Annotated in this window: 24 protein-coding genes; 18 read left to right on the top strand and 6 right to left on the bottom strand. The window is 68.3% G+C overall.

Annotation, left to right across the window (positions count from 1 at the left end; translation table 11 throughout):
- Nucleotides 1-11: 11 nt before the first annotated feature.
- Genes AB4Y68_RS13265 through AB4Y68_RS13255 form a run of 3 tightly spaced genes read left to right on the top strand, consistent with a single transcriptional unit; the run spans nt 12 to nt 2,280 of the window.
- A complete protein-coding gene (locus tag AB4Y68_RS13265; RefSeq protein WP_441456244.1) occupies nt 12-593 on the top strand; it encodes a shikimate kinase in 582 nt (193 codons plus the stop codon).
- Nucleotides 590-1,696 (top strand): 3-dehydroquinate synthase, encoded by a 1,107-nt coding sequence (gene aroB, locus AB4Y68_RS13260; protein WP_441456227.1) that lies wholly within the window; start codon nt 590-592, stop codon nt 1,694-1,696. The genes AB4Y68_RS13265 and aroB overlap by 4 nt, the downstream gene beginning before the upstream one ends.
- On the top strand, nt 1,693-2,280 hold the full coding sequence (locus AB4Y68_RS13255; protein WP_441456226.1) for a GNAT family N-acetyltransferase: 588 nt from the start codon (nt 1,693-1,695) through the stop codon (nt 2,278-2,280). The genes aroB and AB4Y68_RS13255 overlap by 4 nt, the downstream gene beginning before the upstream one ends.
- Here the strand turns inward: AB4Y68_RS13255 and AB4Y68_RS13250 are convergent.
- Together AB4Y68_RS13250 and tadA are read right to left on the bottom strand one after the other, a co-directional pair.
- On the bottom strand, nt 2,277-2,696 hold the full coding sequence (locus AB4Y68_RS13250; RefSeq protein ID WP_441456225.1) for an MliC family protein: 420 nt from the start codon (nt 2,694-2,696) through the stop codon (nt 2,277-2,279). The genes AB4Y68_RS13255 and AB4Y68_RS13250 overlap by 4 nt on opposite strands.
- Before the next feature lie 16 nt (nt 2,697-2,712).
- Nucleotides 2,713-3,192, bottom strand: a complete 480-nt coding sequence (tadA, locus tag AB4Y68_RS13245) for a tRNA adenosine(34) deaminase TadA (protein WP_441456224.1) — start codon at nt 3,190-3,192, stop codon at nt 2,713-2,715.
- A 180-nt stretch (nt 3,193-3,372) separates the two neighbouring features.
- Here tadA and AB4Y68_RS13240 point away from each other — a divergent pair, with 180 nt between their 5' ends.
- From AB4Y68_RS13240 to AB4Y68_RS13230, 3 genes are read left to right on the top strand one after another with little or no spacing between them, the layout of a single operon-like run.
- Nucleotides 3,373-4,998, top strand: a complete 1,626-nt coding sequence (locus tag AB4Y68_RS13240; protein WP_441456223.1) for a pseudouridine synthase — start codon at nt 3,373-3,375, stop codon at nt 4,996-4,998.
- A gap of 3 nt (nt 4,999-5,001) precedes the next feature.
- Nucleotides 5,002-5,574 carry a 16S rRNA (guanine(966)-N(2))-methyltransferase RsmD gene (gene rsmD / locus AB4Y68_RS13235; protein WP_441456222.1) on the top strand — a complete coding sequence of 191 codons (573 nt, stop codon included), beginning with the start codon at nt 5,002-5,004 and terminating at the stop codon, nt 5,572-5,574.
- 19 nt (nt 5,575-5,593) lie between these two features.
- The gene (locus tag AB4Y68_RS13230) at nt 5,594-6,613 is read left to right on the top strand and encodes a Kelch repeat-containing protein (protein WP_441456221.1); all 1,020 of its coding nucleotides are present in this window, start codon (nt 5,594-5,596) and stop codon (nt 6,611-6,613) included.
- On the opposite strand, the gene AB4Y68_RS13225 is transcribed toward AB4Y68_RS13230, so the two are convergent.
- Together AB4Y68_RS13225 and mutL are read right to left on the bottom strand one after the other, a co-directional pair.
- Entirely contained in the window at nt 6,603-7,073 is a 471-nt protein-coding gene (locus AB4Y68_RS13225) for a low molecular weight protein-tyrosine-phosphatase (RefSeq protein WP_441456220.1), read from the bottom strand. The two genes, AB4Y68_RS13230 and AB4Y68_RS13225, sit on opposite strands and share 11 nt — an antisense overlap.
- A 169-nt stretch (nt 7,074-7,242) precedes the next feature.
- Nucleotides 7,243-9,165 carry a DNA mismatch repair endonuclease MutL gene (mutL, locus tag AB4Y68_RS13220; RefSeq protein ID WP_441456219.1) on the bottom strand — a complete coding sequence of 641 codons (1,923 nt, stop codon included), beginning with the start codon at nt 9,163-9,165 and terminating at the stop codon, nt 7,243-7,245.
- A 180-nt stretch (nt 9,166-9,345) separates the two neighbouring features.
- On the opposite strand from mutL, the gene AB4Y68_RS13215 reads away from it, so the two are divergent.
- The 11 genes from AB4Y68_RS13215 (at nt 9,346) to AB4Y68_RS13165 (ending at nt 20,864) form a co-directional block, all read left to right on the top strand.
- Nucleotides 9,346-10,047: a YceI family protein gene (locus AB4Y68_RS13215; RefSeq protein ID WP_441456218.1), complete on the top strand. Its 702-nt coding sequence runs from the start codon at nt 9,346-9,348 to the stop codon at nt 10,045-10,047.
- Nucleotides 10,048-10,208: 161 nt separating this feature from the next.
- Nucleotides 10,209-11,510: a YceI family protein gene (locus AB4Y68_RS13210; RefSeq protein ID WP_441456217.1), complete on the top strand. Its 1,302-nt coding sequence runs from the start codon at nt 10,209-10,211 to the stop codon at nt 11,508-11,510.
- Between the two features lie 264 nt (nt 11,511-11,774).
- Nucleotides 11,775-13,289, top strand: coding sequence for a serine--tRNA ligase (gene serS / locus AB4Y68_RS13205; RefSeq protein ID WP_441456216.1), 1,515 nt, complete (start codon nt 11,775-11,777; stop codon nt 13,287-13,289).
- A 266-nt stretch (nt 13,290-13,555) separates the two neighbouring features.
- On the top strand, nt 13,556-14,347 hold the full coding sequence (gene surE, locus AB4Y68_RS13200) for a 5'/3'-nucleotidase SurE (RefSeq protein WP_441456215.1): 792 nt from the start codon (nt 13,556-13,558) through the stop codon (nt 14,345-14,347).
- The gene (locus AB4Y68_RS13195; protein ID WP_441456214.1) at nt 14,344-14,988 is read left to right on the top strand and encodes a protein-L-isoaspartate(D-aspartate) O-methyltransferase; all 645 of its coding nucleotides are present in this window, start codon (nt 14,344-14,346) and stop codon (nt 14,986-14,988) included. The genes surE and AB4Y68_RS13195 overlap by 4 nt, the downstream gene beginning before the upstream one ends.
- Before the next feature lie 320 nt (nt 14,989-15,308).
- Nucleotides 15,309-16,400 (top strand): peptidoglycan DD-metalloendopeptidase family protein, encoded by a 1,092-nt coding sequence (locus AB4Y68_RS13190; RefSeq protein WP_441456213.1) that lies wholly within the window; start codon nt 15,309-15,311, stop codon nt 16,398-16,400.
- Nucleotides 16,401-16,546: 146 nt separating this feature from the next.
- Nucleotides 16,547-16,861, top strand: a complete 315-nt coding sequence (gene yajC, locus AB4Y68_RS13185; protein ID WP_441456212.1) for a preprotein translocase subunit YajC — start codon at nt 16,547-16,549, stop codon at nt 16,859-16,861.
- A gap of 41 nt (nt 16,862-16,902) precedes the next feature.
- On the top strand, nt 16,903-18,498 hold the full coding sequence (gene secD, locus AB4Y68_RS13180) for a protein translocase subunit SecD (protein ID WP_441456211.1): 1,596 nt from the start codon (nt 16,903-16,905) through the stop codon (nt 18,496-18,498).
- A complete protein-coding gene (gene secF / locus AB4Y68_RS13175; RefSeq protein WP_441456210.1) occupies nt 18,498-19,469 on the top strand; it encodes a protein translocase subunit SecF in 972 nt (323 codons plus the stop codon). Before secD ends, secF begins: the two co-directional genes overlap by 1 nt.
- Before the next feature lie 92 nt (nt 19,470-19,561).
- On the top strand, nt 19,562-20,182 hold the full coding sequence (locus tag AB4Y68_RS13170) for a hypothetical protein (protein WP_441456209.1): 621 nt from the start codon (nt 19,562-19,564) through the stop codon (nt 20,180-20,182).
- A gap of 55 nt (nt 20,183-20,237) precedes the next feature.
- Nucleotides 20,238-20,864: a squalene/phytoene synthase family protein gene (locus tag AB4Y68_RS13165; protein ID WP_441456208.1), complete on the top strand. Its 627-nt coding sequence runs from the start codon at nt 20,238-20,240 to the stop codon at nt 20,862-20,864.
- Here AB4Y68_RS13165 and AB4Y68_RS13160 read toward each other — a convergent pair.
- Nucleotides 20,861-21,352, bottom strand: coding sequence for a MarR family winged helix-turn-helix transcriptional regulator (locus tag AB4Y68_RS13160; protein WP_441456207.1), 492 nt, complete (start codon nt 21,350-21,352; stop codon nt 20,861-20,863). The genes AB4Y68_RS13165 and AB4Y68_RS13160 overlap by 4 nt on opposite strands.
- A gap of 68 nt (nt 21,353-21,420) precedes the next feature.
- Here AB4Y68_RS13160 and AB4Y68_RS13155 point away from each other — a divergent pair, with 68 nt between their 5' ends.
- Nucleotides 21,421-22,629, top strand: coding sequence for an MFS transporter (locus tag AB4Y68_RS13155; protein WP_441456206.1), 1,209 nt, complete (start codon nt 21,421-21,423; stop codon nt 22,627-22,629).
- 19 nt (nt 22,630-22,648) lie between these two features.
- Here the strand turns inward: AB4Y68_RS13155 and trmFO are convergent, their stop codons facing one another.
- Nucleotides 22,649-24,046: a methylenetetrahydrofolate--tRNA-(uracil(54)-C(5))-methyltransferase (FADH(2)-oxidizing) TrmFO gene (trmFO, locus tag AB4Y68_RS13150; protein ID WP_441456205.1), complete on the bottom strand. Its 1,398-nt coding sequence runs from the start codon at nt 24,044-24,046 to the stop codon at nt 22,649-22,651.
- Between the last annotated feature and the right edge of the window lie 39 nt (nt 24,047-24,085).

Raw genomic sequence — 24,085 nt, 5'->3', positions numbered from 1 at the left:
GTATAGGAACCATGCCTGCCGACGCCTCGCCCGATTCCACGCCCTTGTCGCCATCCTTGGCGCTTGACCGCACCATAACCCTGGTGGGGCTGATGGGCGTGGGCAAATCGACCGTGGGGCGCAGGCTGGCGCAACGGCTGGGCCTGCCCTTCTACGACGGCGATCACGAGATCGAGTCAGCGGCCGGGATGACGGTCAGCGAAATCTTCGCCAGCCGGGGCGAGGCGGAGTTTCGGGCGGGCGAGGCGCGGGTCATGCGCCGCCTGCTGGAAGGACCGCCTATCGTGCTGGCGACCGGCGGCGGGGCCATGCTGAACCCCGAGACGCGCGCCCTGATGAAGCAACATTCGGTCAGCGTCTGGATGCGCGCCGACCTGAAGGTGATCGCCGAACGGGTGCTGCGGCGCGACACCCGGCCCCTGTTGCGCGGCCGCGATCCGTTGGAGGCGCTGAGCCAGTTGGCCGAGGCCCGCTATCCCATCTACGCCGAAGCCGATCTGACGGTGGATGTCGGCGGCGGCTCGCATGGCCAGGCGGTCGAGGCGATCATGAAGGAACTGCGGCGTCACGCCCGCGAGGAGACCCGCCGATGACGACGACGATCCCGGTCGGAGGCGAGGGCTTCGCCGCCTATGAAGTCGTGATCGGGCGCGGCCTGCTGAAAGAGGCGGGGGCACGCGTCGCGGCGTTGAAGCCGACCCAGACCTTTATCGTCAGCGATGAAACGGTGGCGGCCATCCACGGCGAGACGGTGCGCGCGGCGCTGGAAGGCGCGGGGCTGAAGACCGGGATCGTGACCGTGCCGGCGGGCGAGGCGTCCAAGTCGTTCGAGCAGCTTGAGGCCGTGCTGGATCGGTTGCTGGCCGAGGGGCTGGACCGCAAGAGCATGGTCGTGGCGCTGGGCGGCGGCGTGGTGGGCGATCTGGCCGGGCTGGCGGCGGCGCTGTTCATGCGCGGCATAGACTTTGTGCAGGTGCCGACGACCCTGCTGGCCCAGGTGGATTCCTCGGTCGGCGGCAAGACGGCCATCGACACGCCGCGCGGCAAGAACCTGATCGGCGCCTTTCATCAGCCGCGGCTGGTGCTGGCCGACATCGAGGCGCTGGCCACCCTGCCGGTGCGGCAGGTGCGTTCGGGCTGGGCCGAGGTGCTGAAGCACGGCCTGATCTGCGATGCAGCCTTCTTCGACTGGCTGGGCGGAGAAGGGGCGGCGGGCGCCGAGGGCGATCCTGACGCCCTGGAACGGGCGGTGATCCGCTCGGTCGAGATCAAGTCGCAGATCGTCGGCGAGGACGAGAAGGAGGCGGGGCGGCGCGCCCTGCTGAACCTGGGCCACACCTTTGGTCACGCGCTGGAGGCCGAACTGGGCTTCGGCGACGCCCTGACCCACGGCGAGGCGGTGGCGCTGGGCTGCGCCATGGCCTTCCGCTTCTCGGCCCGTCAGGGGCTGTGCTCCGCCGCCGACGCCGAAAAGGCCGAGGCGGGGATCAAGGCGGCGGGGCTGCCGACGCGGCTGGCCGAGGTGGATCAGGTCTTTAACGCCGACGCCCTGATCGGGCGGATGGCCGGGGACAAGAAGGCCGAGGGCGGGCGGCTGACTCTGATCCTGGCGCGGGCCATCGGCGACGTCTTTACCGACAAGGACGTGGATTCTGAGGCGGTGCGGGCCTTCCTGATCGAGGAAGGCGCAGCGTGAAGCTGAGCCCCGTTGTCCTTGAGAACCGTTTTGTCCGCCTGGAGCCGTTCACGGCGGCGCTGGAGGGCGAGGTGAGGGCGGCGCTGGACTGCGACCCCGAGGCCTGGAACGGCATGGTCAGCGCGGCCTACGGCGAACATTTCGATGGCTGGTGGGCGGCGGCGCTGAAGGCGATGGCGACCGGCTCGCGCATCGCCTTCGCCGTGCGTCGTCTGAGCGACGGCGCGGTGGTCGGCACGACCAGCCTGTATGAGATCAAGCCCGAGCATCGGCGCTGCGAGATCGGCTCGACCTTCTATCGGCCCGAGGCGCGCGGCGGACCGGTCAATCCGGCCTGCAAGCGGCTGTTGATGGGGCATGCCTTCGACGCGGGCGCGGTGCGGGTCGAGATCATCACCGACGCCCTGAACGCCGCCAGCGCCACCGCGATCCGCAAGCTGGGCGCGCGCGATGAGGGCGTGCTGAGGAAGCACAAGATCACCTGGACCGGGCGGGTGCGCGATACGGCCCAGTTCGCGGTTCTGGACGAGGATTGGTCCGAGGTGCGGCGCAAGCTGGACGAACGACTGGCGGCCTTCGCCTAATCCACCGCGCGGCAGTTGGCCGGGTCGCGGTCGGTGACGGTCCAGACGGCCTGATCGCCCTTGCCGCGCAGGTCGTGACCGGAGGCCCGGTACCAGATGCCGTCGGCGGCGCGTTCCTGATACAGGTCCACCGCTTCGCCGTTGGAGGTGCGCACGGTCGCCATGCGACGCGGATTGTCGAAATCCACGGTCAGGCGCTCGCTGTTGTTGCAGAGATAGACGGCGCGGATGACACGGTTCATCGCGCTGTCCTGAATCTCGGCGCCGGTGCGGCGATGGGCGGTTTGGGCCTCGATGGCGCGGTCGCGAACCTCGTCGCCGCTGGTCGGAGCCTTGCGGGGTTCGGGGGCGCAGGCGGCCAGGATTGCGACAAGAACGGCGCCGCCCAGCGGGGCGATCGGTCGGCGGTTTTTCAAGTGAGTGCGCCTCTGGTTACGCTTGTGCGGTCAACGCCTGGTCAAGCTTAGCGTTCCGCCCCTTGCGTCGCGACCGGAAGAAGGCGCGCAGGGCGGCGGCCGCGGGCTCGGCCATCACGCCGCCTTCGACGGCGGGCCGCCAGTGGCAGGTCGGCTGATCGAAGAAGCGGCCGCCGTGGAGGATCGCTCCGCCCTTGGGGTCGTCGGCCCCCCAGACGACGCGGCCGATACGGGCGTGACTGATGGCCCCGGCGCACATGGCGCAGGGTTCCAGCGTCACATAGAGAGTCAGGTCGGTCAGGCGGTAATTCTGCAACGTTGCCGCAGCATCGCGTAAGGCCACGATCTCAGCATGAGCCGTTGGATCGTGGGCTCCTATGGGGCCGTTTTGCCCACGACCAACCACTTTGCCGGTCGATTCGTCGACAATTACCGCGCCGACCGGCACTTCGCCCGCTTGCGCCGCCGCTTGCGCCAGATCGAGCGCCATGCTCATGAACCGCTCATCATGGATCGCCATCCCAAAGACAACGACAAGAACCCCCGCTTCCGTCAAGACGACGGCCCACGCGGACCCCGTAAATTCGCCGACGCGCGCCCGGACAAGGGCGGCTTTGGAGACCGAAAAGGCCCGCCACGCGGGGACCGCAAGGATGATCGGGGCGACAAGCCTTTTGTGAAGGGCGCCGGCAAGGGCGGCCCGAAAGGGGCCAAGGAAGCGACTGCACCGGCTCGCAGCGAGCGAATCGCCAAGGCCATGGCCCGCGCCGGCATCGCCTCGCGTCGTGAGGTCGAGCGTCTGATCGGTCTGGGCAAGGTGGCGGTCAACGGCCGCATCCTGGACACGCCGGCGACCCTGGTGACGCGCGACGACGTCATCACCGTCAACGGCAAGCCCATGGGCTCGGCCCAGGCGACGCGCGTCTGGCGCTATCACAAGCCGGCCGGCCTGCTGACCAGCCACAACGACCCGGCGGGCCGTCCGACCGTGTTCGACGCCCTGCCCAGCGGCCTGCCGCGCGTGATTTCGGTCGGCCGACTGGACATGAACACCGAAGGCCTGCTGCTGCTGACCAACGACGGCGAACTGAGCCGGGCGCTGGAACTGCCTGACACGGCCCTGGTGCGTCAGTACCGGGCTCGCGCTCGCGGCCGCATCACCCAGGCCGAACTGGACAAGCTGAAGACCGGCTGCACCGTCGACGGCATCCACTATGGCCCCATCGAAGCGACCATCGACAAGGCCAAGGAAAAAGAGGACGGCGAGCGCAGCTCGGCCAACCTGTGGATCAGCGTCTCGATCACCGAAGGCAAGAACCGCGAAGTCCGCAAGGTTCTAGAGTCCATCGGTCTGACCGTGAACCGCCTGATCCGTCTGGCCTATGGTCCGTTCCAACTGGGCACGCTGCCCGTCGGTTCGGTCGAGGAAGTCGGCCCGCGCGTGATCCGCGAAATGCTGGCCGAGCACATTCGGCCTGAGAACCTGCCGACCGGCAATACGGTCTCGACGCCGGCGCCCATCCCAGGCCGTCGCACCTCTTCGCCCATCGTGGCGGGTCGGTCGGGTTCGGCGATGTCGGATCCCTCGCGCAAGCCGAGCCGCGTTCGCGCGGCCAACGAGGCGACCGAGAACGCCGTCGATCGTCGCGACCGTCCGGCCAAGAAGGAAGGCTGGGCCAAGTCCGCGCCCAAGACCGCCCATCCCAAGCGCACCTTCAAACCGCGCGAGGGTTCGCCGGGCTATGCTGGCGGCGACCGTCCGCAGCGTGCGTGGGCGCCGCGTGAGGATCGCGGCGGCGATCGCCCGCAGCGCGACTTCAAACCGCGTGAAGGCGGTTTCGGCGATCGTCCCCAGCGTGACTTCAAGCCCCGCGAGGGCGCGCCCCGTTCGGGCGGGGATCGTCCGCAACGCGACTTCAAGCCGCGTGACGGCGGTTTCGGTGATCGTCCTCAGCGTGACTTCAAGCCCCGCGAGGGCGCGCCGCGTTCGGGCGGCGATCGTCCGCAACGCGACTTCAAGCCGCGTGAAGGCGGCGCCTTCGGCGACCGTCCGAAGCGTGACTTCCAGCCGCGTGACGGTGCGCCGCGTTCGGGCGGTGATCGCCCGCAACGCGATTTCAAACCGCGTGAAGGCGGTTTCGGTGATCGTCCTCAGCGTGACTTCAAGCCCCGCGAGGGTGCGCCGCATTCGGGCGGCAAGCCTGGCGGCTTCGGCGGCAAGCCGGGCGGCTCGCGTCCCAGCGGCGGCGGCAAACCCTTCGGCGGCAAGCCTTCGGGCGGTCGCGGCGGTCCGCGCGGCTAAGCCATGCGGATCGTTGCCGGGAGCCTGAAGGGGCGCGCCATTCTCGCGCCCGAGGGGCAGGGCACGCGCCCGACCTCGGATCGGGCGCGCCAGGCCATCTTCAATGTGCTGGAGCACGCGTCCTGGGGCGAAAGCCTTCAGGACGCGCGCGTCATGGACATCTACGCCGGATCGGGCGCTCTGGGTTTTGAAGCCCTGTCGCGCGGCGCGGCCTTCGCCCTGTTCGTCGAGATTGACGACGGCGCGCGGGGCGTGATCCGCGAGAACATGGACGCCTATGGCCTGTTTGGCCGTGGCCGAGTGCATCGCCGCAGCGCCACGGATCTGGGCGAGCGCCCCGGCTCGGTGGGCGAGGCCTTCGACCTGGCCTTCCTCGACCCGCCTTACGCCAAGGGACTGGGCGAGCAGACGCTGGCGCGATTGCTGGAAGGCGACTGGCTGAAGCCGGGCGCCATCGTGGTGTTCGAGCGCGGCTCGGACGAGCCCGACATCGACACGCCGGGTTATGAACGTCTGGACGCTCGCGACTACGGCGCGGCGCGCGTGCTGTTTCTGAGGCTCGCGCCGGGCGCCTGACGCGGCTAGGCTTAGCTTCATGAGCCAGATCGACCGCCGCGCCTTCCTTGCCGTCACCGCTGCTGCGACCGCCTTGCCGGGCCTCGCCCGCGCTTCGGACGGCTGGACCGTCCGCAGTTCCATGCCGTGGGCGACGCAGGAAATCTATTGCGCCGCGCATGAGGGGACGGTTGTGGTCGCCGGCGGACTGATCCGCGGCGCCGGCGGCGGACTGCATATCAACGACCGCACGGCGATCTACGACGCGGCCGCTGACCGATGGAGCGAGGGGCCGCGCCTGCCGCAGCCGCGCCACCATCCGATGCTGGCCTCGGCCGCTGGGCGGGTTTGGGCCTTCGGCGGCTACGACCGACGCGACGCCGGCGAATGGACGGCGATGACCGATGTCTGGGCGATGGATCGCGACGTCTGGGCGCAGGTCGGTCAGATGCCCGAGCGGCTGTGCGAGACGGTCGGCTTGTCGCTGGACGACCGGGTGCATCTGGTCACCGGCCGCTCGCCCAAGGGCGAGAAGAACGGCCAGTGGGGCGATCAGGGCGACGTGGCGACCCATCTGGTCTTCCACGCGGCGGACAATCGCTGGGAGACGGCCCGTCCGGCGCCCATGGCCCGCAACAGTGCGGCGGGCGCGGTGCTGGACGGGAGGCTCTATGTGGCGGGCGGCCGCGCGGTCGAGAGCGGCGGCACGGGGCGGATGGACCGTTACGACCCGGCCGGGGATCGTTGGGACATGCTGGCGCCCATCCCGGCCTCGCCTGCAACGGGGCGGCAGGTCGGCGGCGGTCTGGCGATGGCGGCGGCGGATGGCCGCCTGGTCGCCTTCGGCGGCGAGTGGTTCGAGGGGCGAAGCGGCGGCGTCTTCGCCGAGACCTGGATCTACGATCCGGCGCGCGACGTCTGGGCGGCCGGACCGGCGATGCGGACGCCTCGGCATGGGCTGGCGGGCGCGAGCGTGAACGGCGTCGTCTATGCCATCGGGGGCGGCGAGGTCGCTTCGGGCGGCAAGGCTAGCTACCTCGTGGAGGCGCTCAGCCTTTGAGCCTTTGCAGGGTGCGGGCCAGACCGCGCGCGCCCGCTGTCACATCTGACCAGGTGATGTCGAAGCCGTCGTCGTCACCGAAATAGGGATCGGCGACCGGTCGGCCCTCGCGGCCCGCGACATGATCGAGCAGCAGGCTGAGTTCGGCCGTGGCGTCGACGGGGGCGAGGCGGCGCAGGTTGGCGAGGTTGTCCTCGTCCAGCGCGACGATGTGGGTGAAGCGGCGGAAGTCGGCGGGCTTCACCTGACGACCGCGCAGGCTGGAGATGTCGACGCCGTTCTTCTTCGCTACAGCCTGAGCGCGCGGGTCGGGCGGATCGCCGACGTGCCAGCCGCCGGTGCCGGCGGAATCGACGATCAGGTCCAGCTTCAGGCGGCGGGCCTCTTCGCGAAGGGCGGCCTCGGCCAGCGGCGAGCGACAGATGTTGCCGAGGCAGACGAAAAGGACGCTGTAGGTCATGAGATCAGAGTAGCGAAACGGCGGGAATTTCAAATGCTCCCTCTACTCCGCTCATCCCGGCGGACGCCGGGATCCAGTCCTTTGGCCACACCCGCGGTGGTCAGATCAAAGCCGCACTGGCTCCGTTCTCACTGGATCCCGGCGTCCGCCGGGATGAGCGGGTGTGTGGTCAGCGTCTGCCGAACAGCTTTTCGAGGTCGTTGAGCTTCAGCTCCACATAGGTCGGGCGGCCGTGGTTGCACTGGCCCGAGTGGGGCGTGGCCTCCATCTGGCGCAGCAGGGCGTTCATTTCGGGGGCGCTGAGGACGCGGCCGGCGCGGACGCTGCCGTGGCAGGCCATGGTGCCGCAGACCTCGGCCATGCGCTCCTTCAGCGACAGGGCGGCGCCGTGTTCGGACAGGTCGTCGGCGATGTCGCGGATCAGGCCCTGAACATCGGTGTCGCCGAGCAGGGCGGGGGTTTCGCGCACCAGCACCGCGCCCACGCCGAAGGCCTCGACGATCAGACCCATCTCGGCCAGTTCCTCGGCCTTGGCGGCGACGCGCTGGGCCTCGGCGGGGTCCAGTTCGACCACCTCGGGCGTCAGCAGGGCCTGACGAGTGACGGCGCCGTGGGCCATCTGCGTCTTCATCCGCTCATAGACGAGGCGTTCGTGGGCGGCGTGCTGATCGACCACGACCAGGCCGTCGCGGGTCTGGGCGACGATATAGGTGCCGTGAAGCTGGGCGCGGGCGGCGCCGAGGGGGTAGTCGATCAGGTCGGTCGGCGGCTGGGCGCCGGGCGCGATCTGGCCGGCGTGTTCGGCTTGAATCTCAGCCAGGGTGCGGAAGCTGGGAGCGGCGGCTTCCCCGGTCCAGGTGTGCTCGACGCGGGCGGAGCGCTCGTTCAGGCCGGGCAGGTTCTGGGCGGCGGCGGCCGGTTGCGACCAGCCCTGCCAGCCGCTCCAGCCCGGCGCGGCCTGGTTGAAGGATTGAGCCGAGGGAGAGGAGGGGCTGTAGGCGCCGCCCAAAGCCTCGCCCGTATGCGGCCGGAACCCGGCCAGAGCGTCGGCGGCGACCGTGGTCGAGGCGCGGTGGCCGGCGGCGTGCAGGGCGTGACGCAGGGCGCCGACGATCAAGCCGCGCACCAGGGCCGGATCGCGGAAGCGGACCTCGGCCTTGGCGGGATGGACGTTCACGTCGACGTAGAGCGGGTCGATGTCGAGGAAGAGGGCCGCCGCCGGGTGCCGGTCGCGGGCCAGGAAGTCGGCGTAGGCGCCGCGCAGGGCGCCTTGCAGCAGGCGGTCGCGCACCGGGCGGCCGTTGACGAACAGGAACTGGTGCGCCGCATTGCCGCGCGAATAGGTGGGCAGGCCCGCATAGCCGGACAGGCGCACTCCATCGCGTTCCTGGTCGATCAGCAGGGCGTTGGCTTCGAAGTCGCGGCCCAGCAGGGCGCCGAGGCGTTTCAGGCGGCCTTCGAAGCCGGGATGTTCGGCGGGCAGGCGCAGCGTCACCTTGCCGTCCAGCGACAGGGTGAAGGCGACGGCTTCGTGGGCCATGGCCTGACGCTTGATCTCTTCCGAGATGGCCATGGCCTCGGACCGCTCGGACTTCATGAACTTGAGCCGGGCGGGCGTGGCGTAGAACAGGTCGCGGACCTCGACCCGGGCGCCGTGCGGGCCGGGGAAGCCGGCGGGGGCCGTCGGGCGCTGGTCGCCGCCGTCGACGGTGACGGCCCAGGCGTCGGCCTCGTCGCGGGCGCGGGTGGTGATGGTCAGGCGGGCGACGGAGCCGATGGAGGGCAGGGCCTCGCCGCGGAAGCCGAGGGTATTGATGCGCAGCAGGTCCACGTCGCCGGCGTCGTCGGGCTCAAGCTTCGACGTGGCGTGGCGTTCGACGGCCAGCGGCAGTTCGTCCTTGGGGATGCCCTTGCCGTCGTCGGCGATCAGGATGCGGGTCAGGCCGCCGCCGTCCGCCTGGATCTCGACGCGCGAGGCCCCCGCGTCCAGCGCGTTCTCGACCAACTCCTTGATGGCGCTGGCGGGACGTTCGACCACCTCGCCGGCGGCGATGCGGTTGACGGTTTCGGGGGGGAGGCGACGGATGGGCATGTGAGTCGCAGGATAGGCGGGCGGCGCGCAGGGCGCACCTCAATCCGCATTTTTGCACGAACGGGGCTTGAAGGTCAGCAATCGCAACTTATACTGTTGCAGTCCGAGCGGCGCGCCGACGGACAGACGAACCGTTTCTGGGCCTCGTGTCCAGTCCTGAACTCCAACGAGGTCCTCCCCATGAAGATGCAACATATCCTGGCGGTTTCCGCCTTCGCCCTGCTGGCCGCCTGCGGTCAAGCCGGCGACAAGTCCGCCGCCCCGGCCGCCGACGCCGCCTCGACCGCTCCGGTCGAGCTGAAGGCCCCGGCCGGCGTCTACGTCATGGACCCGACCCACGCCTCGCTGCAGTGGTCGGTCCCGCACAACACGATTTCGAACTACACCGCGCGCTTCAACAAGTTCGACGCCAAGATCACCCTGGACCCGGCCAACCTGGCCAACAGCTCGGTCGAGGCGACCATCGATCCGCTGTCGGTCGACGCTAACTATCCGGGCGACTACCTCGGCACCCACGCGGCGACGGGCTTCAAGAGCTTCAGCGAGGACATCGCCAAGAGCAAGAACTTCCTGAACGGCGTCGCCTTCCCGCAGATCACCTTCAAGTCGACCCAGGTCGAACTGACCGGCACGCGCACGGCCAAGGTGACGGGCGATCTGACCTTCCTGGGCGTGACCAAGCCGGTGACCCTGGACGCCACCTTCGGCGGCGAGATCGAGAAGCACCCCTTCATGCAGGTGCCGACCATCGGCTTCTCGGCTGAAGGCAAGTTCAACCGTTCGGACTTCGGCATGCCGGTCGGTCCGGTCGGCGACGAAACCACCATCCGCTTCGACGGCGAGTTCCTGCAGCAGGTCGCTCCGGCTGCTCCGGCTGCCTAATCGCTGACTTTTCTGCCGTCATCCCGGACAGCCGACAGGCTGATCCGGGATCCAGGCGCTGGATATGGGCTCGAGGCTTCGGTGCTTGTGCTCTGCCGCCTGGGTCCCGGATCGCTCCTGCGGAGCGTCCGGGATGACGGATATTTTTTGCGAGTTTTGTGATGACCGCGTCCGCCAGCCGCTACACCCCCGTCGCCATCGCCCTGCACTGGGCCATTGCGGTCGCTATCATCGCCATGATCCCGATGGGCTGGTGGATGAGCGACGCGATCAACGAGCCGGGAAGTCAGGCGCTGGCCTATCGCGTGTTCCAGATTCACAAGTCGGTCGGCTTTCTGATCCTGGCGCTGACGGCGCTGCGCATCGTCTGGCGGCTGACGCACCGGACGCCGGGGATGCCGGCCGAGATGAAGACCTGGGAAACGTTCGCGGCGCGGGCGACCCATGCGGCCTTCTACGGCCTGATGCTGGCCCTGCCGCTGACTGGCTGGCTTTACGTTTCGACCGGCTGGGCCGTGGCGACGGATCAGCCGCTGGCCGTGGCGACCAGCTGGTTCGGCCTGTTCGCCGTGCCGCACCTGCCCTTCATCGGCGAGGCGGCGGCGGGCGTCCGCCGGACCGTGGCCTATCAGGCCATGGGGGCGCACAGCCTGCTGGCCTGGGGCGCGGTGGTCCTGATCGCCATGCACGTCGGGGCGGCGCTGAAGCATCAGTTCATCAATCGCGACGGGGTTCTGGCGCATATGATCCCGCTGCTGAAGCACGGCGAGGGGCGGACTGCGCCGGAGCCCAAGCCGCTGCTGCGCCGCGCTGAGCGTCTGGCGGGACTGGGCTTCATCGCCGCCCTGGCCGTCGCGGGCGGCATCGCGGCCAAGCCTGCGCCGCTGGCGGACGGAGCAGGGGTTGAGGCGCACGCTGCGGCGGCGCCCGCTCAGGCCGAGGCTGCGGTCACGCCGGGGACGGCGACCGCCTGGACCATCGACAAGGCGGCCTCGAACATCGCGTTTACCGGGACCCATGCCGGCAAGGCCTTCAAGGGCCGGTTCGAGCAGTGGGAGGGGCAGGTCTGGTTCGACCCGGCCGATCTGGCGGGGTCGAAGGCCGTGGTTCTGGTGAAGACCGGCACGGCCAAGACGGGCGACGCGACGCAGGAAGGCAGTCTGACCGGCGCGGAATGGCTGGACCCGACGGGCTATCCGACCGCGCGGTTCGAGACGACTTCGTTCAAGGCCCTGGGCGGCAATCGCTATGAGGCGACGGGGACGCTGCGGATCAAGACGACGACGGTGCCTGTGGTCCTGCCCTTCACCTTTGACGAGGCGAACGGGACGGCGACGGTGGAGGGCAGGCTGGAGCTGGACCGCACATCGCTGGACCTCGGCATGATGTCCGACGCGGGCGGCGACTGGGTGTCGAATGCGATTGGCGTCGAGATCAAGGTGAAGGCGAAGCGGACGAGCTGAACCTTCTTACCCTTCCCCCTCAATGGGGGAAGGGTAGGGATGGGGGTGTGCGCTCAACATTTCTGACGGAGCATGCGAGGCGTTGTGTCTCCTGAGCACGACTGCAAACAATCTGTCTGCACCCCCACCCAACCCTCCCCCATCGAGGGGGAGGGCTTGTTGAGTTGCGGTGATGCCGAAGGAGAAGGCGCTTAGGGGTTTGCCCGACTCCGCGCGGGGCGTTACAGCCTTCGGCTTCTTCCTGACCGTCCGAAGATTGACGCCATGCACGACATCAGAGCCATCCGCGACAACCCCGAAGCCTTCGTCGCCGGCTGGTCGTCGCGCGGGGTGGAGGACGCCGCCGAGGTGGTCGCGCGCATCCTGGCGCTGGACGTCGACCTGCGCGCCGCCCAGACCAGGGGGCAGGAAGCCCTGGCCAAGCGCAACGCCGCCTCCAAGGCCATCGGCGCCGCCATGGGCAAGAAGGACATGGCCGAGGCCGACCGGCTGAAGACCGAGGTCGAAACCCTGAAAACCGAGATCGCCGAGGCGGGCGAGGCGGAAGCCGCCAAGGGCGCCGAACTGCGCGACCTGCTGGCGGGGCTGAAAAACCTGGCCGCCGACAATGTGCCGGACGGCGCGGACGAGAACGACAACGTCGAAGTCCTGAAGTGGGGGGAGCCCCGCACGACTGGTCCGGCCAAGGATCACGCCGACCTGGGCGAGGCCCTGGGTCTGCTGGACTTCGAGGCTGCGGCCAAGATGTCCGGCTCGCGTTTCGCCGTGCTGAAGGGGCAGCTGGCGCGTCTGGAACGCGCCATCGGCCAGTTCATGCTGGACCTGCAGACGGACAAGCACGGGTATCTGGAAGTGAACCCGCCGTTCTTGGTCAAGGACGATGCGATGTTCGGGACAGGGCAGTTACCGAAGTTCGAAGAGGATCTCTTCAAAACGGGCAAATCTCCTGAGGAATTTCACGTCACGCTTAAATCCAAGTGGTTTCAAGATGTGTTCACCGAAAATGCGCGGAAGCACTTCGAAGATAACCCGTGGAAAAGCGAGACTGATGCCAAAGGTCCCATTCTCGGGTTGGGCAGTGATATCGCCAATTTGATTGGCGCAGGCTGGAATATTCTTAAGGAAACCAGCCAGGAGTTGGAGCAGAAAAACGCAGAGGCGATTGGCCAAAAACTTTGGCTCATCCCCACCGCCGAAGTCTCCCTGACCAACCTCGTGCGCGAGCAGATCCTGTCCGAGGACGAGGTGGCGACGCCGATGCGGATGACGGCGCTGACGCCCTGTTTCCGGGCCGAGGCTGGGTCGGCGGGGCGCGATACGCGCGGCCTGATCCGCCAGCACCAGTTCAGCAAGGTCGAGATGGTCTCCATCTGCCGCCCCGAGGATTCGGATGCCGAGCACGAACGCATGGCCGGTTGCGCCGAGGCGGTGTTGCAGGCGCTGCAACTGCCCTATCGCAAGGTGCTGCTGTGCAAGGGCGACATGGGCTTCTCGGCGCAGAAGACCTATGACCTCGAAGTCTGGCTGCCCAGCCAGAACACCTATCGCGAGATCAGCTCCTGCTCGAACTGCGGCGACTTCCAGGCCCGGCGCATGGACGCCCGGTTCAAGCGCGCCGGCGAGAAGAAGACCGAGTTCCTGCACACCCTGAACGGTTCGGGCCTGGCGGTCGGCCGCACCCTGGTCGCGGTGATGGAGAACTATCAGCAGGAGGACGGCTCGATCGCCGTGCCGAGCGCGCTGCTGCCCTATATGGGCGGGCTGAAAAAGGTTGGCTGACCCTTCTTCTCTTGCGGGAGACGGCGCTCAAGCGGCCGAAGGCGTTAGCGCTAAAATCCTTCTCCCCTTGCGGGAGAAGGTGGGCCGTACAGCGGCTCGGATGAGGGGTTGCTCAGACAGAAGATGACAGTGGCGAGTTCAGACGACATGATTTCCGGCCGGGGCGTGACCCCTCATCCGTCTGGCTGCGCCAGCCACCTTCTCCCGCAAGGGGAGAAGGACATGTTTGGTGCGCTATCGCCCTTTGGGCTGCTTGAGCGCGAATGATGCGTATCCTCCTCACCAATGACGACGGCATCGAGGCGGAAGGTCTTGAATGTCTTGAAAAAATCGCCCGAACCCTGTCGGACGACGTCTGGATCGTCGCGCCCCAGACCGAGCAGTCGGCCAAGGGGCGGGGGATCACCCTGACCGAGCCGCTGCGGGTCAACCAACTGGGCGACAAGCGGTTCGCCGTGACCGGCACTCCGACGGACTGCGTCGTCCTGGCGGTCAACGACCTGATGCCCGGGAAGCCCGACCTGGTGCTGTCGGGCGTCAATCGCGGCCACAACGTCGGCGAGGACGTCAGCTATTCCGGCACGGTGGCGGGCGCGTTGCAGGGCATGGCCTTCGGCATTCGCTCCATCGCTCTGTCGCAGTCGCTGGAACGGTTCCACGACGACGTGGTGGCGCATTGGGAGACGGCCGAGGCCTTCGCCCCCGGCATCATCGCCAAGCTGCTGGAGCAGAAGTGGGAGGACGGCGTGGTCATGAACGTCAACTTCCCCAAGCTGCCGCCGGAACTGGTCAAAACGGTCGAGGTGACCAAGCAGGGCTTTCGCGACATCGGCGAGATGCACGCGATCCGGCGCACCGATCTGCGCGGCCGCGACTACTACTGGATGGCCTTCCGCGGGGCGCCGCAGGAGCACGCCGAGGGCACCGACCTGCGGGCCATGGACGAGGGCCGGATTTCGGTCACGCCGCTGCATATCGACCTGACGCATATGCGCAGCGTCAATGATCTGAAGAAGGTGCTGGGCGGCGCGCCCCCCAAGGGACCGCAGGAAAAATGAGCCTCAAGGACGACCGCGCGGGTCGGCTGATCCTGTCGCTGAGGCGGCAGGGGGTGACCGACGCGCGGGTGCTGCAGGCGATGGAATCCATCGACCGGTCGCTGTTCGTCCATGAGAAGTTCCTCGATCAGGCCTGGGAAGACCAGGCCCTGCCGATCGACTGCGCCCAGACGATCAGCCAGCCCTATATCGTCGGCCTGATGACCCAGGCGCTGGAGGTCGGGCCGCGCCACCGCGTGCTCGAGATCGGCACCGGCAGCGGCTATCAGTGCGCGGTCCTCAGCCGGTTGGCGCGCTTCGTCTATTCTGTGGAGCGCTACAAGAGCCTGCTGACCGAGGCCGAGACCAAGCTGAAGCTTCTGGGCGTCGACAACGTCTTCACCCGCCACGGCGACGGCGGGCAGGGCTGGCTGGAACAGGCGCCGTTCGACCGGATCATGGTCACGGCGGCGTCGCCGCATGAACCGACCGAACTGCTGAAACAGCTGAAACCGGGCGGCGTGCTGGTCGCGCCGGTGGGCCGCGGCTCGGTGCAGATGCTGCACCGCTATACCGGCCAGGAAGACGGCAGTTTCCGCCGCGAAAGCCTGTGCGAAGTGCGCTTCGTGCCGCTGGTCGAGGGGATGGCCAAGGAGGGGTAGGGGCGATGCTCGTCTTCTGTGTCGCCACCTTCATTTATTCCACCGTCATCCTCGGGCTTGACCCGAGGATCGGGCGGTCGGCAGGCAGATCATCTGAAGCGTTGAGCGCGCCGCTGTACCTCGACCCTCGGGTCAGGCCCGAGGGTGACGGCGGGGGTGAGGCGGCGGTCCCGGATAAACGCTGCGCGTTTTCCGGGATGACGAATGACTGTGCAGGTTAACCTTTCCGCCCCACTTTGGCGCTGTTTGGCGGGTTGGCTTGGCGACGCTTCCGGGGCACACCGGGGGTGAACGAATTCACGGTTAAGAAGGAGAGGCGCATGGGCGGCTTCACGGGCTGGATCAGGGCGGCGGCGGTCGTCGGCGGGGCGCTGACGGTCACGGCGTGCGCGAGTTATCCGACCGAGCCGCGCTATTCGACCCATCCGACGCCGGTTGGCGGACAGGGCGCCTATCCCCAGCAGCCCGGGCAGGGCGGCAATCCGAACAACAATCCCTACTACGCCCAGCCGACGCAGCCGCAGACGCCGCCGCCGGCGCGACCCTATGAAGAGCAGGGGCCGCGCGCGCCGTCGGGCAGCATTCAGGGCGGCGGTCTGCCGCCGGCGGGCGGACCGGCCTATCCGTCGACCGGGGCGCCCGCCGGGTCCACGTCGCCATCGACCGGCGGCTCGCCCGTCATGGCGGGCGCGACCTATGTCATCCAGCCGGGCGACACGATTTCGGGCGTCGGCCGCCGCTTCCAGACGCCGGTGCAGACGCTGATCGACCTGAACGGTCTGGGACCGCGCGGCGCCATCACTTCGGGCCAGCGCATCGTTCTGCCGGACAGCGCGGTGGACACGGGTTCGGATCCTTACGCCACGGGCGCGTCGCCGGTCGGCGTGAAGACGCCGAACAACGGCGTGGCGCCGCCGCCGCCTCCGCCGCCCAGCGGCAACGCCGCCCTGCCGCCGCCGCGCGCCCCGGCCGTGACAGCCTCCGAACCGGCCTCGCCGGTTCAGGGCGCAGCCGTCGGCCAGGCCCTGGCCATGCAGTGGCCGGTGCGCGGGGACATCCTGCGCCGTTTCGGCCCGGTCGGCATGGGCGAGCGCAACAATGGCGTCAATATCGGCGCGGCCGCGGGAACCGAGGTCAAGGCCGCCGCCGCCGGGCGCGTCGCCTATGTCGGCGACGACATCGTGGGGCAGGGGCTGACGGTCCTGATCGTTCACAAGGACGGCTGGCGCACGGTTTACGGTCATCTGGGCTCGGCCACCGTGCGCGACGGGGCCGAAGTTCGCGCGGGTCAGGCCATCGGCACGGTCGGCCTGACGGCAGGCGACGGCCGCCCCTCGATCCATTTCGAGACCCGGCAGATGCGTGGCGACGATCCGATTGCGGTCGATCCCCTGAGCGTTCTGCCGCGCTGACGGAGACCGCCCGGCGTGTCCGGGCGGCATCGCCTGTGACACGTTGGCGTCAGGCCGCGTTGCAAATCGGCACGGCGCGCCCTAGGTTCCGCGCCTCATTTTAAAGGGGCCCCCGTTTCGAGGTCGGCCCGGTTCGGGGAGTTTCCATGCCTACTGCTTCTGAAGGCGGCCTGATGGCCATGGCGGTGCAGATCGCGCCGATCGTCGCGATCTTCATCCTGTTCTACTTCCTGATGATCCGTCCGCAGCAGAAGCGGGTGAAGGCGCATCAGGCCCTGATCGCCAGCGTCAAGCGCGGCGACGAAGTCGTCCTGTCGAACGGCATGGTCGGCAAGGTCACCCGCGTCGAGGACGCCGAGGCCATGGTCGAGATTTCGCAGGGCGTGAACGTTCGCGTGGTCAAGTCGATGATCGCCGAAGTCCGCAACCGCACCGCCATCGCCGCCAACGACAAGGGCTGAGCGGCTTTCGCCGCTGACGCCCGCCCGAAAAGAGCCCTGACATGATTCAGCTTTCGCGCTGGAAAGTCGTCCTGGTCGTGCTGTCGCTCGTATTCGGGCTGCTGCTGGCCTTCCCCAATGTCCTGACGCCCGCCCAGCGCGAGGCTCTGCCCGGCTGGCTGCCCAAGAACGGCCTGAACCTGGGGCTCGACCTTCAGGGCGGGTCCTACCTGCTGCTGGAAGTCGACGTGCCGGAGATGCGCGCCAAGCGCGTCACCAACCTGATCGAAGACGTCCGAGTCTCGCTGGGCGAACAACAGATCGCCATCGGCGGCCTGCAACGCGAAGCGGCCGGCGTGGTCGTGACGGTCGGCAACGCCGCCCAGTTCGATGCCGCCATGACCGCGCTGCGCACCCTGGCGCAGACCGGTGCGCCGCAGGGCCAGTCGGACCGCGCCGTCACCCGTCTAGGCGACAACCGCATCCGCTTCGCCTTCACCGACGCCGCCCTGAACGCCATGGGCGCGACGGCGGTCGATCAGTCGATCGAAGTGGTCCGCCGTCGTCTGGACAGCACCGGCACCAAGGAAATCTCAATCACCCGCCAGGGCGCCGACCGCATCGTCGTCCAGGCGCCCGGCGAGAGCGACCCGAGCCAGTTGGAACGCGTCATCGGCCAGACGGCGCAACTGACCTTCCAGATGGTCGACAGCAGCACCAACGGTCTGCAGGACGCTCTGGCCGGCCGCGTGCCGCCGGACGCCGAACTGCTGGCGGGCGAGGATGGCACGCCGTACCTGGTCAAGAAGCGCGTGCTGGTGTCGGGCGAGAACCTGACCCGCGCCGGCGTCGGCTCGGACCAGAACGGCCGTCCCGCCATCGATTTCCGTTTCGACGGTCAGGGTTCGCGTCGCTTCGCTGAAGCTACGGCCCAGAACCTGGGCAAGCCCTTCGCCATCATCCTGGACGGCAAGGTCATCTCGGCCCCGACCATCCAGAGCGCCATCACTGGCGGTTCGGGTCAGATCACCGGCAACTTCTCGATTCAGTCGGCCGCCGAACTGGTGAACCTGCTGAACGGCGGGGCCCTGCCGGCGCCGCTGAAGGTCGAGGAGCGTCGCGTCGTCGGCGCCGAGCTAGGCGCGGACGCCATCCAGGCCGGTCAGGTTTCGACCATCATCGGCTTCCTGGTGATCGTGGCCTTCATGCTGCTCACATACGGCTTCCTGTTCGGCGGCATCTCGGTCCTGGGCCTGATGCTCAACGGCCTGCTGATCCTGGCGGCGATGTCGCTGACCCAGGCGACGCTGACCCTGCCGGGCATCGCCGGTCTGGTGCTGACCTTCGCCGTGGCCGTCGACGCCAACGTTCTGATCTATGAGCGGATGCGCGACGAAGCGCGGGCGGGCCGCTCGGTCATCGCCTCGATGGACGCCGGCTTCAACAAGGCCATGGGCACTATCATCGACGCCAACCTGACCACCCTGGTGGCGGCGCTGATCATGTTCGTCTTCGGCGCCGGCCCGGTGCGCGGCTTCGCCTGGACGCTGACCATCGGCGTCTTCACCTCCATGTTCTCCTCGGTGATGGTCGCCCAGGTGCTGCTCGGGTATTGGCTCAAAGTCGCCAAGCCCAAGAAACTGCCGATCGCGGAGTGATGGCGATGCGTGGATGGCCTCTCATCAAAGTGCTGCCGCACAAGACGAACTTCCATTTCGTGAAGTACGCTGTGCCGGCCGGCATCCTTTCCGTCGTGCTGTGCGTCGCCTCGATCGTCGCCTGCTTCTATCCCGGCCTTGAAATGGGCATCGACTTCAAGGGCGGGGCCGTCATGGAAATGACCGCCCCGGCTGGACAATCGATCGACGCGGGCAAGGTCCGCGAGGCGATGAACAGCCTCGATCTGGGCGAAGTCCAGGTTCAGAACATCGACGGCGACCAGCGCGCCATCGTCCGCTTCCAGGTTCCGGACAACCAAGACCAGACCGCAGTCGTCCAGCGCGTCCAGGGCGGCATCACCGACGCCGTCGGCAAGGTCGCCTTCTCGGGCGTCAGCGTCGTCGGCTCCAAGGTCTCGGGCGAGCTGTTCACCAATGGCCTGATGGCCTTGGGCGCGGCTATCGCCCTGATGTTCGCCTACATCTGGTTCCGGTTCGAACCGCAGTTCGGTTTCGGCGCCGTGGCCGGTCTGGTCCACGACGTGATCCTGACCTTCGGTCTGATCGTCCTGTTCAAGCTGGAGTTCAGCCTGAACATGGTGGCCGCCATCCTGACCGTCATCGGCTATTCGATGAACGATACGGTCGTGGTGTTCGACCGCCTGCGTGAGAACCTGCGCAAGTACAAGACCATGCCGCTGCGCGAGGTCATCGACCTGTCGCTGAACGAGACCCTGTCGCGGACCATCATCACCGGCGTCACCGCCGTGGCGGTTCTGGCCGTTCTGGCCGTCTTCGGCGGCGAGGCCCTGTTCGGCTTCTCCATCGCCCTGATGGCCGGCATCGTCATCGGCACCTATTCGTCGATCTATGTCGGCGCGCCGATCATCCTGCTGTGGGGCGTCAGGCGCGGCGGCTCCATCGACGAGGACGCCAAGCCGATCAAGCTCGGCATGGCCAGCCGGCCTTAAGGCTGGATTCTACCTGAAAATGCTCCTCCTTCCCCCGGACGGGGAGGGAGGAGTAAGGTCACGCTTCCTGATTCCGACCCGGGGAGGGGCGCATGGCCAAACTGCTTTCAAACTTCAGAACGACTTTCCTGCTCAGCATCCTGCTGGCGGGCGTCATGATCTTCGCCTTCGGCCGTATCGCGCCAGGCGGTTTCGACATGAGCTTCTGGCAGGCGAGCGCCCGCTGGGTCCACGTCGTGGCGGGCATCCTGTGGATCGGCCTGCTCTACTATTTCAACTTCGTGCAGATCCGGGTCATGCCGTCGATCCCGGCCGAGCTGAAGCCCGCCGTCGGCAAGTACATCGCCCCTGAAGCCCTGTTCTGGTTCCGCTGGTCGGCCCTGGTGACGGTGCTGGCGGGTCTGACCGTCATGTTCCTGCGCGGCCACGCCTATGCTCACGAAGTGCTGAGCTTCGGCCTGGCCGGAGGTCTTAAGGCGGGCGACCAGCAGTTCACCCTGATGGGGATCGGCGTCTGGCTGGCCATCGTCATGTTCCTGAACGTCTGGGGCGTGATCTGGCCGAACCAGAAGCGCGCCCTGGGCATCGTCGTCGTTGACGATGACAAGAAGGCCAAGGCCGCGCGGATCGCCATGCTGGGCAGCCGCACCAACCTGCTGCTGTCGCTGCCGATGCTGACCTCGATGGCCATGTATCAGACCCTGTTCGGCTGAGGTTTGCACCCCAGACCCTTGAGGTATGGGCCGCAATGGCCGATGGCCTTGCGGGATGACTGTTGATCTCGACTCCCAGGTCCGCGCCGCCGACCCCGACCGCTGGCTGTCCAGCCGGTTCGTGGCCGACGAACAGGCGCGCGCGGACTTGATCTCTTTCTACGCCTTCGAGGCGGAGCTTCTGGCCATTCCCACCCGCGTCACCCAGCCCATGCTGGCCGAGATGCGCTACGCATGGTGGGCCGAGCAGATGGAGGGCGTCTTCGCCCATGCCCCGCGCGTCGGCCATCCCGTGCTGGAGGCCCTGACCGCCGCCGTCGCCCGTCACGGGCTGGTCCGCGGGCCCTTCGACGCCCTGATCGAGGCTCACATCGGCCGGGTGCATGGCGAGCCGCATGACCTGGACGCCTTCTACATCGCTCCGATGCAGGTCGCCGTGCGGATGCTGGCGGGCGAGGGGCACGAGGCAGCCGTCGAGGCGGCGGGGCGTCTGTGGGCTCTGTCGCAGACCGGTCGGGCGGACGAGGCGAGGGCGTTGCGCCCCGCCGCCAACAAGGCGCTCAGGAACCTGCCTGCGGCGGCTTTCCCGGCAACGGCCCACGCCGCCCTGGCGGGCTTTGACCACCCGGAACCGGTGAAGCGCCTTCGGCTGCTGTGGGCGGTCCTGCGCGGCCGCGTCTAGTCGCAGAGACCGCCGATCAGGCGAGCCAGCAGGGCGTTCAGGGTTTTCTGTTCATCGAGCGAGAGCGGCGAGAGGATGTCGCGCGCTGTTTCCTCATGGCGGGGCATGATGGATTCGATCAGGTCGAACCCCTTGTCGGTCAGCCGGACCAGGGTGGCGCGGCGGTCGGTGGGGTGGGGGCGGCGTTCGACCAGACCGGCCTTTTCAAGGCGGTCGATGCGGGCCGTCATGCCGCCGGACGACATCATCGCCGCCTCGAACAGGGCGGTCGGCGTCAGGCCCTCAGCCGCGCCCGAGCGGCGCAGGGTCGCCAGGGCGTCGAACTCTCCATGCTGCAAGCTGTAGCGGGCGAACAGGGGCGTCTGGCGCTCGCGCACCACCAGTTGCGAGGCCTCGTTCAGCCGGCCCAGCACCTCCATCGGCAGCATGTCGAGGTCGGGGCGCTGGACGGCCCATTGGGCGGCGGCGCGGGCGGCTCTGTCGGACATAGGTTATCTTGACGTCGAGATACTTGAGGGCGAGAGAGTAGCGCGATTGCCCAGTGGAGTCCTCTGTCATGACCGCACGGTCCGAAGCCGAACCGGCGCGCGGCGCGTCCCAGCTGCTGCTGCTGGCGGCCATTTTCGCTCTGGCGCTGAACCTGCGCCCGGCGATGGCGGCGGTCGGGCCGCTGCTGGACCTGATCGAGGGCGCGACGGGGATGGATTCCACCGCCGCCAGCCTGCTGACGACCTTACCAGTGCTGATGATCGGCCTAGGCGCTCTGTCGATTCGGCCGCTGCGTCGGCGGCTGGGCGAGCGGCGCGGCATCCTGTTGGGCGCGCTGCTGATTGGCGGGGCCTGTCTGATCCGGGCGGCGCTGAAGGACACGGCGGGCCTGATCGCCAGCGCGGCGGTCGTCGGCGTCGGCGTGGCGCTGATCCAGGCCCTGGCGCCGGTCGTGATCAAGCGGGCCTTCCCGACGCGGTTCGGCACGGTGATGGCGCTCTACACTACGGGCATCATGGGCGGAGCGGCCATTGCGGCGGCCACGGCGGCGGGCTTGGCCGAGGCGGTCGGCTGGGCCGGGACGCTGGCGCTGTGGAGCGTGCCTGCCTGCGTCGCGGCGGTCGTCTGGCTGCTGGCCGCGCGTGATCCGGCGGCGGAGGAGCCCGACCGGCGCGCCGTGGTCGAGGTGGTCCATCCTGAAATCCCCTTCTGGCGTCAGGGGCGGGCGTGGAGCCTGATCCTGATCATGGGGCTGGGGACCTCGGCCTATACGCTGGTGCTGGCCTGGCTGCCGCCCTTCTACGTCGATCTGGGGCAGGCGAGGGCGACGGCGGGCTATTTGCTCAGCGGTATGACCGGCGCCGAGGTGGCGGCGGGCATCCTGGTGTCGCTGCTGATCGGACGTTTCCCCGACCGGCGCGGGCCGATCTTGGCGGCGCTGGTTCTGGCCCTGATCGGTCTGGCGGGGTTGGTGCTGGCGCCGGTCGGCTTGGCCGTTCCGGTCGTCATGGCCCTGGGTCTGGGCGTGGGGGCTGTCTTCCCCCTGACCCTGATCCTGGCGATGGATCAGATCGACGACCCGGCGCGATCCGGCGACCTGCTCGCCTTCGTCCAGGGCGGCGGCTACATCATCGCCAGCCTGTCGCCGCTGGCCGCCGGCCTGCTGCGCGACCACATGGCCGACCTGACCGGGGCCTGGGTCCTGATGGGCGTCGGCGTCGTCGGGCTGGGCGTGATGGTTCTGGGGTTCCGGCCGGGCCTGCCCAAGCTGCGCTGAGGCGACCCGGCCCTAAGGCTTAACCCGCGTCGCGCCAGGCTTTCAGCGCGGCCATGGCGCGGATGCTCTGCAGGCGCTTCTTGGCGCGGCCGCGATCCTTGGGATTGATGCGCTTGCCGTCCTCGTCGATCTTGGGGGCTTCCAGCGGCGGCAGCAGGCCGTAGTTGATGTTCATCGGCTGGAATTTGGAGCCTTCCAGATGGCCGCCGGTGATGTGCTCGACCAGGGCGCCCATGGCGGTTTCCGGCGGCGGGGCCGACAGGTCGCGGCCGAGGGCTTGGGCGGCGGCCAGGCGGCCGGTCAGCAGGCCCATGGCGGCGCTTTCGACATAGCCTTCGACCCCCGTCACCTGGCCGGCGAAGCGCAGGCGCGGCATGGATTTCATGCGCAGTTGCTTGTCCAGCAGTTGCGGGCTGTTGAGATAGGTGTTGCGGTGCAGGCCGCCGAGGCGCGCGAACTGGGCGTTCTGCAGGCCGGGGATCATGCGGAAGGTCTCGGCCTGCGCCCCGTGCTTCAGCTTGGTCTGGAAGCCGACCATGTTGAACAGGGTGCCGAGCGCATTGTCCTGACGCAGCTGGACGATGGCGTGGGCCTTGACCTGCGGGTCGCGCGGATTGGTCAGGCCGACCGGCTTCATCGGGCCGTGGCGCAGGGTCTCGCGGCCGCGTTCGGCCATGACCTCGATGGGCAGACAGCCGTCGAAATAGGGAACGTTCTCCCACTCTTTGAACTCAGCCTTGGGACCGTCGATCAGGGCGTCGATGAAGGCCTCGTACTGGGCCTTGTCCATCGGGCAGTTGACGTAGGCGGCGGCGTCGCCGCCCGGGCCTTCCTTGTCATAGCGCGACTGACGCCAGGCGATGTCGAAGTCGATCGAGTCAGCGTGAATGATCGGGGCGATGGCGTCGAAGAAGCTGAGGCTTTCCTCGCCCGTCAGCTTGAGGATGGCCTCGGCCAGCGCGGGCGAGGTCAGCGGGCCGGTGGCGACGATGACGTTGTCCCAGTCTTCCGGCGGCAGGCCGGCGATCTCCTCGCGCACGATGGTGACCAGGGGGTGGGCTTCCAGCCGCGCGGTGACGGCTTGCGAGAAGCCGTCGCGGTCGACCGCCAGGGCGCCGCCCGCCGGGACCTGATGATCGCCGGCCGCGGCCATGATGATCGAGCCCAGTTCGCGCATTTCGGCGTGCAGCAGGCCGACGGCGTTATGCTCCCAATCGTCCGAACGGAAGGAGTTGGAGCAGACCAGTTCGGCCAGGCCGTCGGTATGGTGGGCGTCGGTCTTGATGCCCGGCACACCGCGCATTTCATGCAGGATGACGGGCACGCCGGCCTGGGTGATCTGCCAGGCGGCTTCGGAGCCGGCGAGGCCGCCGCCGATGACGTGAATGGGTTTGGTGGAGGGCGCTGCGTTCGACATGGCGGCCTTCTAGCCGTCCCGGAGGCTTCCGTCAGCCTG

It is taken from the genome of Brevundimonas sp. 2YAF1 (assembly GCF_052114745.1).
Taxonomy (GTDB): Bacteria; Pseudomonadota; Alphaproteobacteria; order Caulobacterales; family Caulobacteraceae; genus Brevundimonas.
This window is presented reverse-complemented; position numbering and strand designations above follow the sequence as displayed.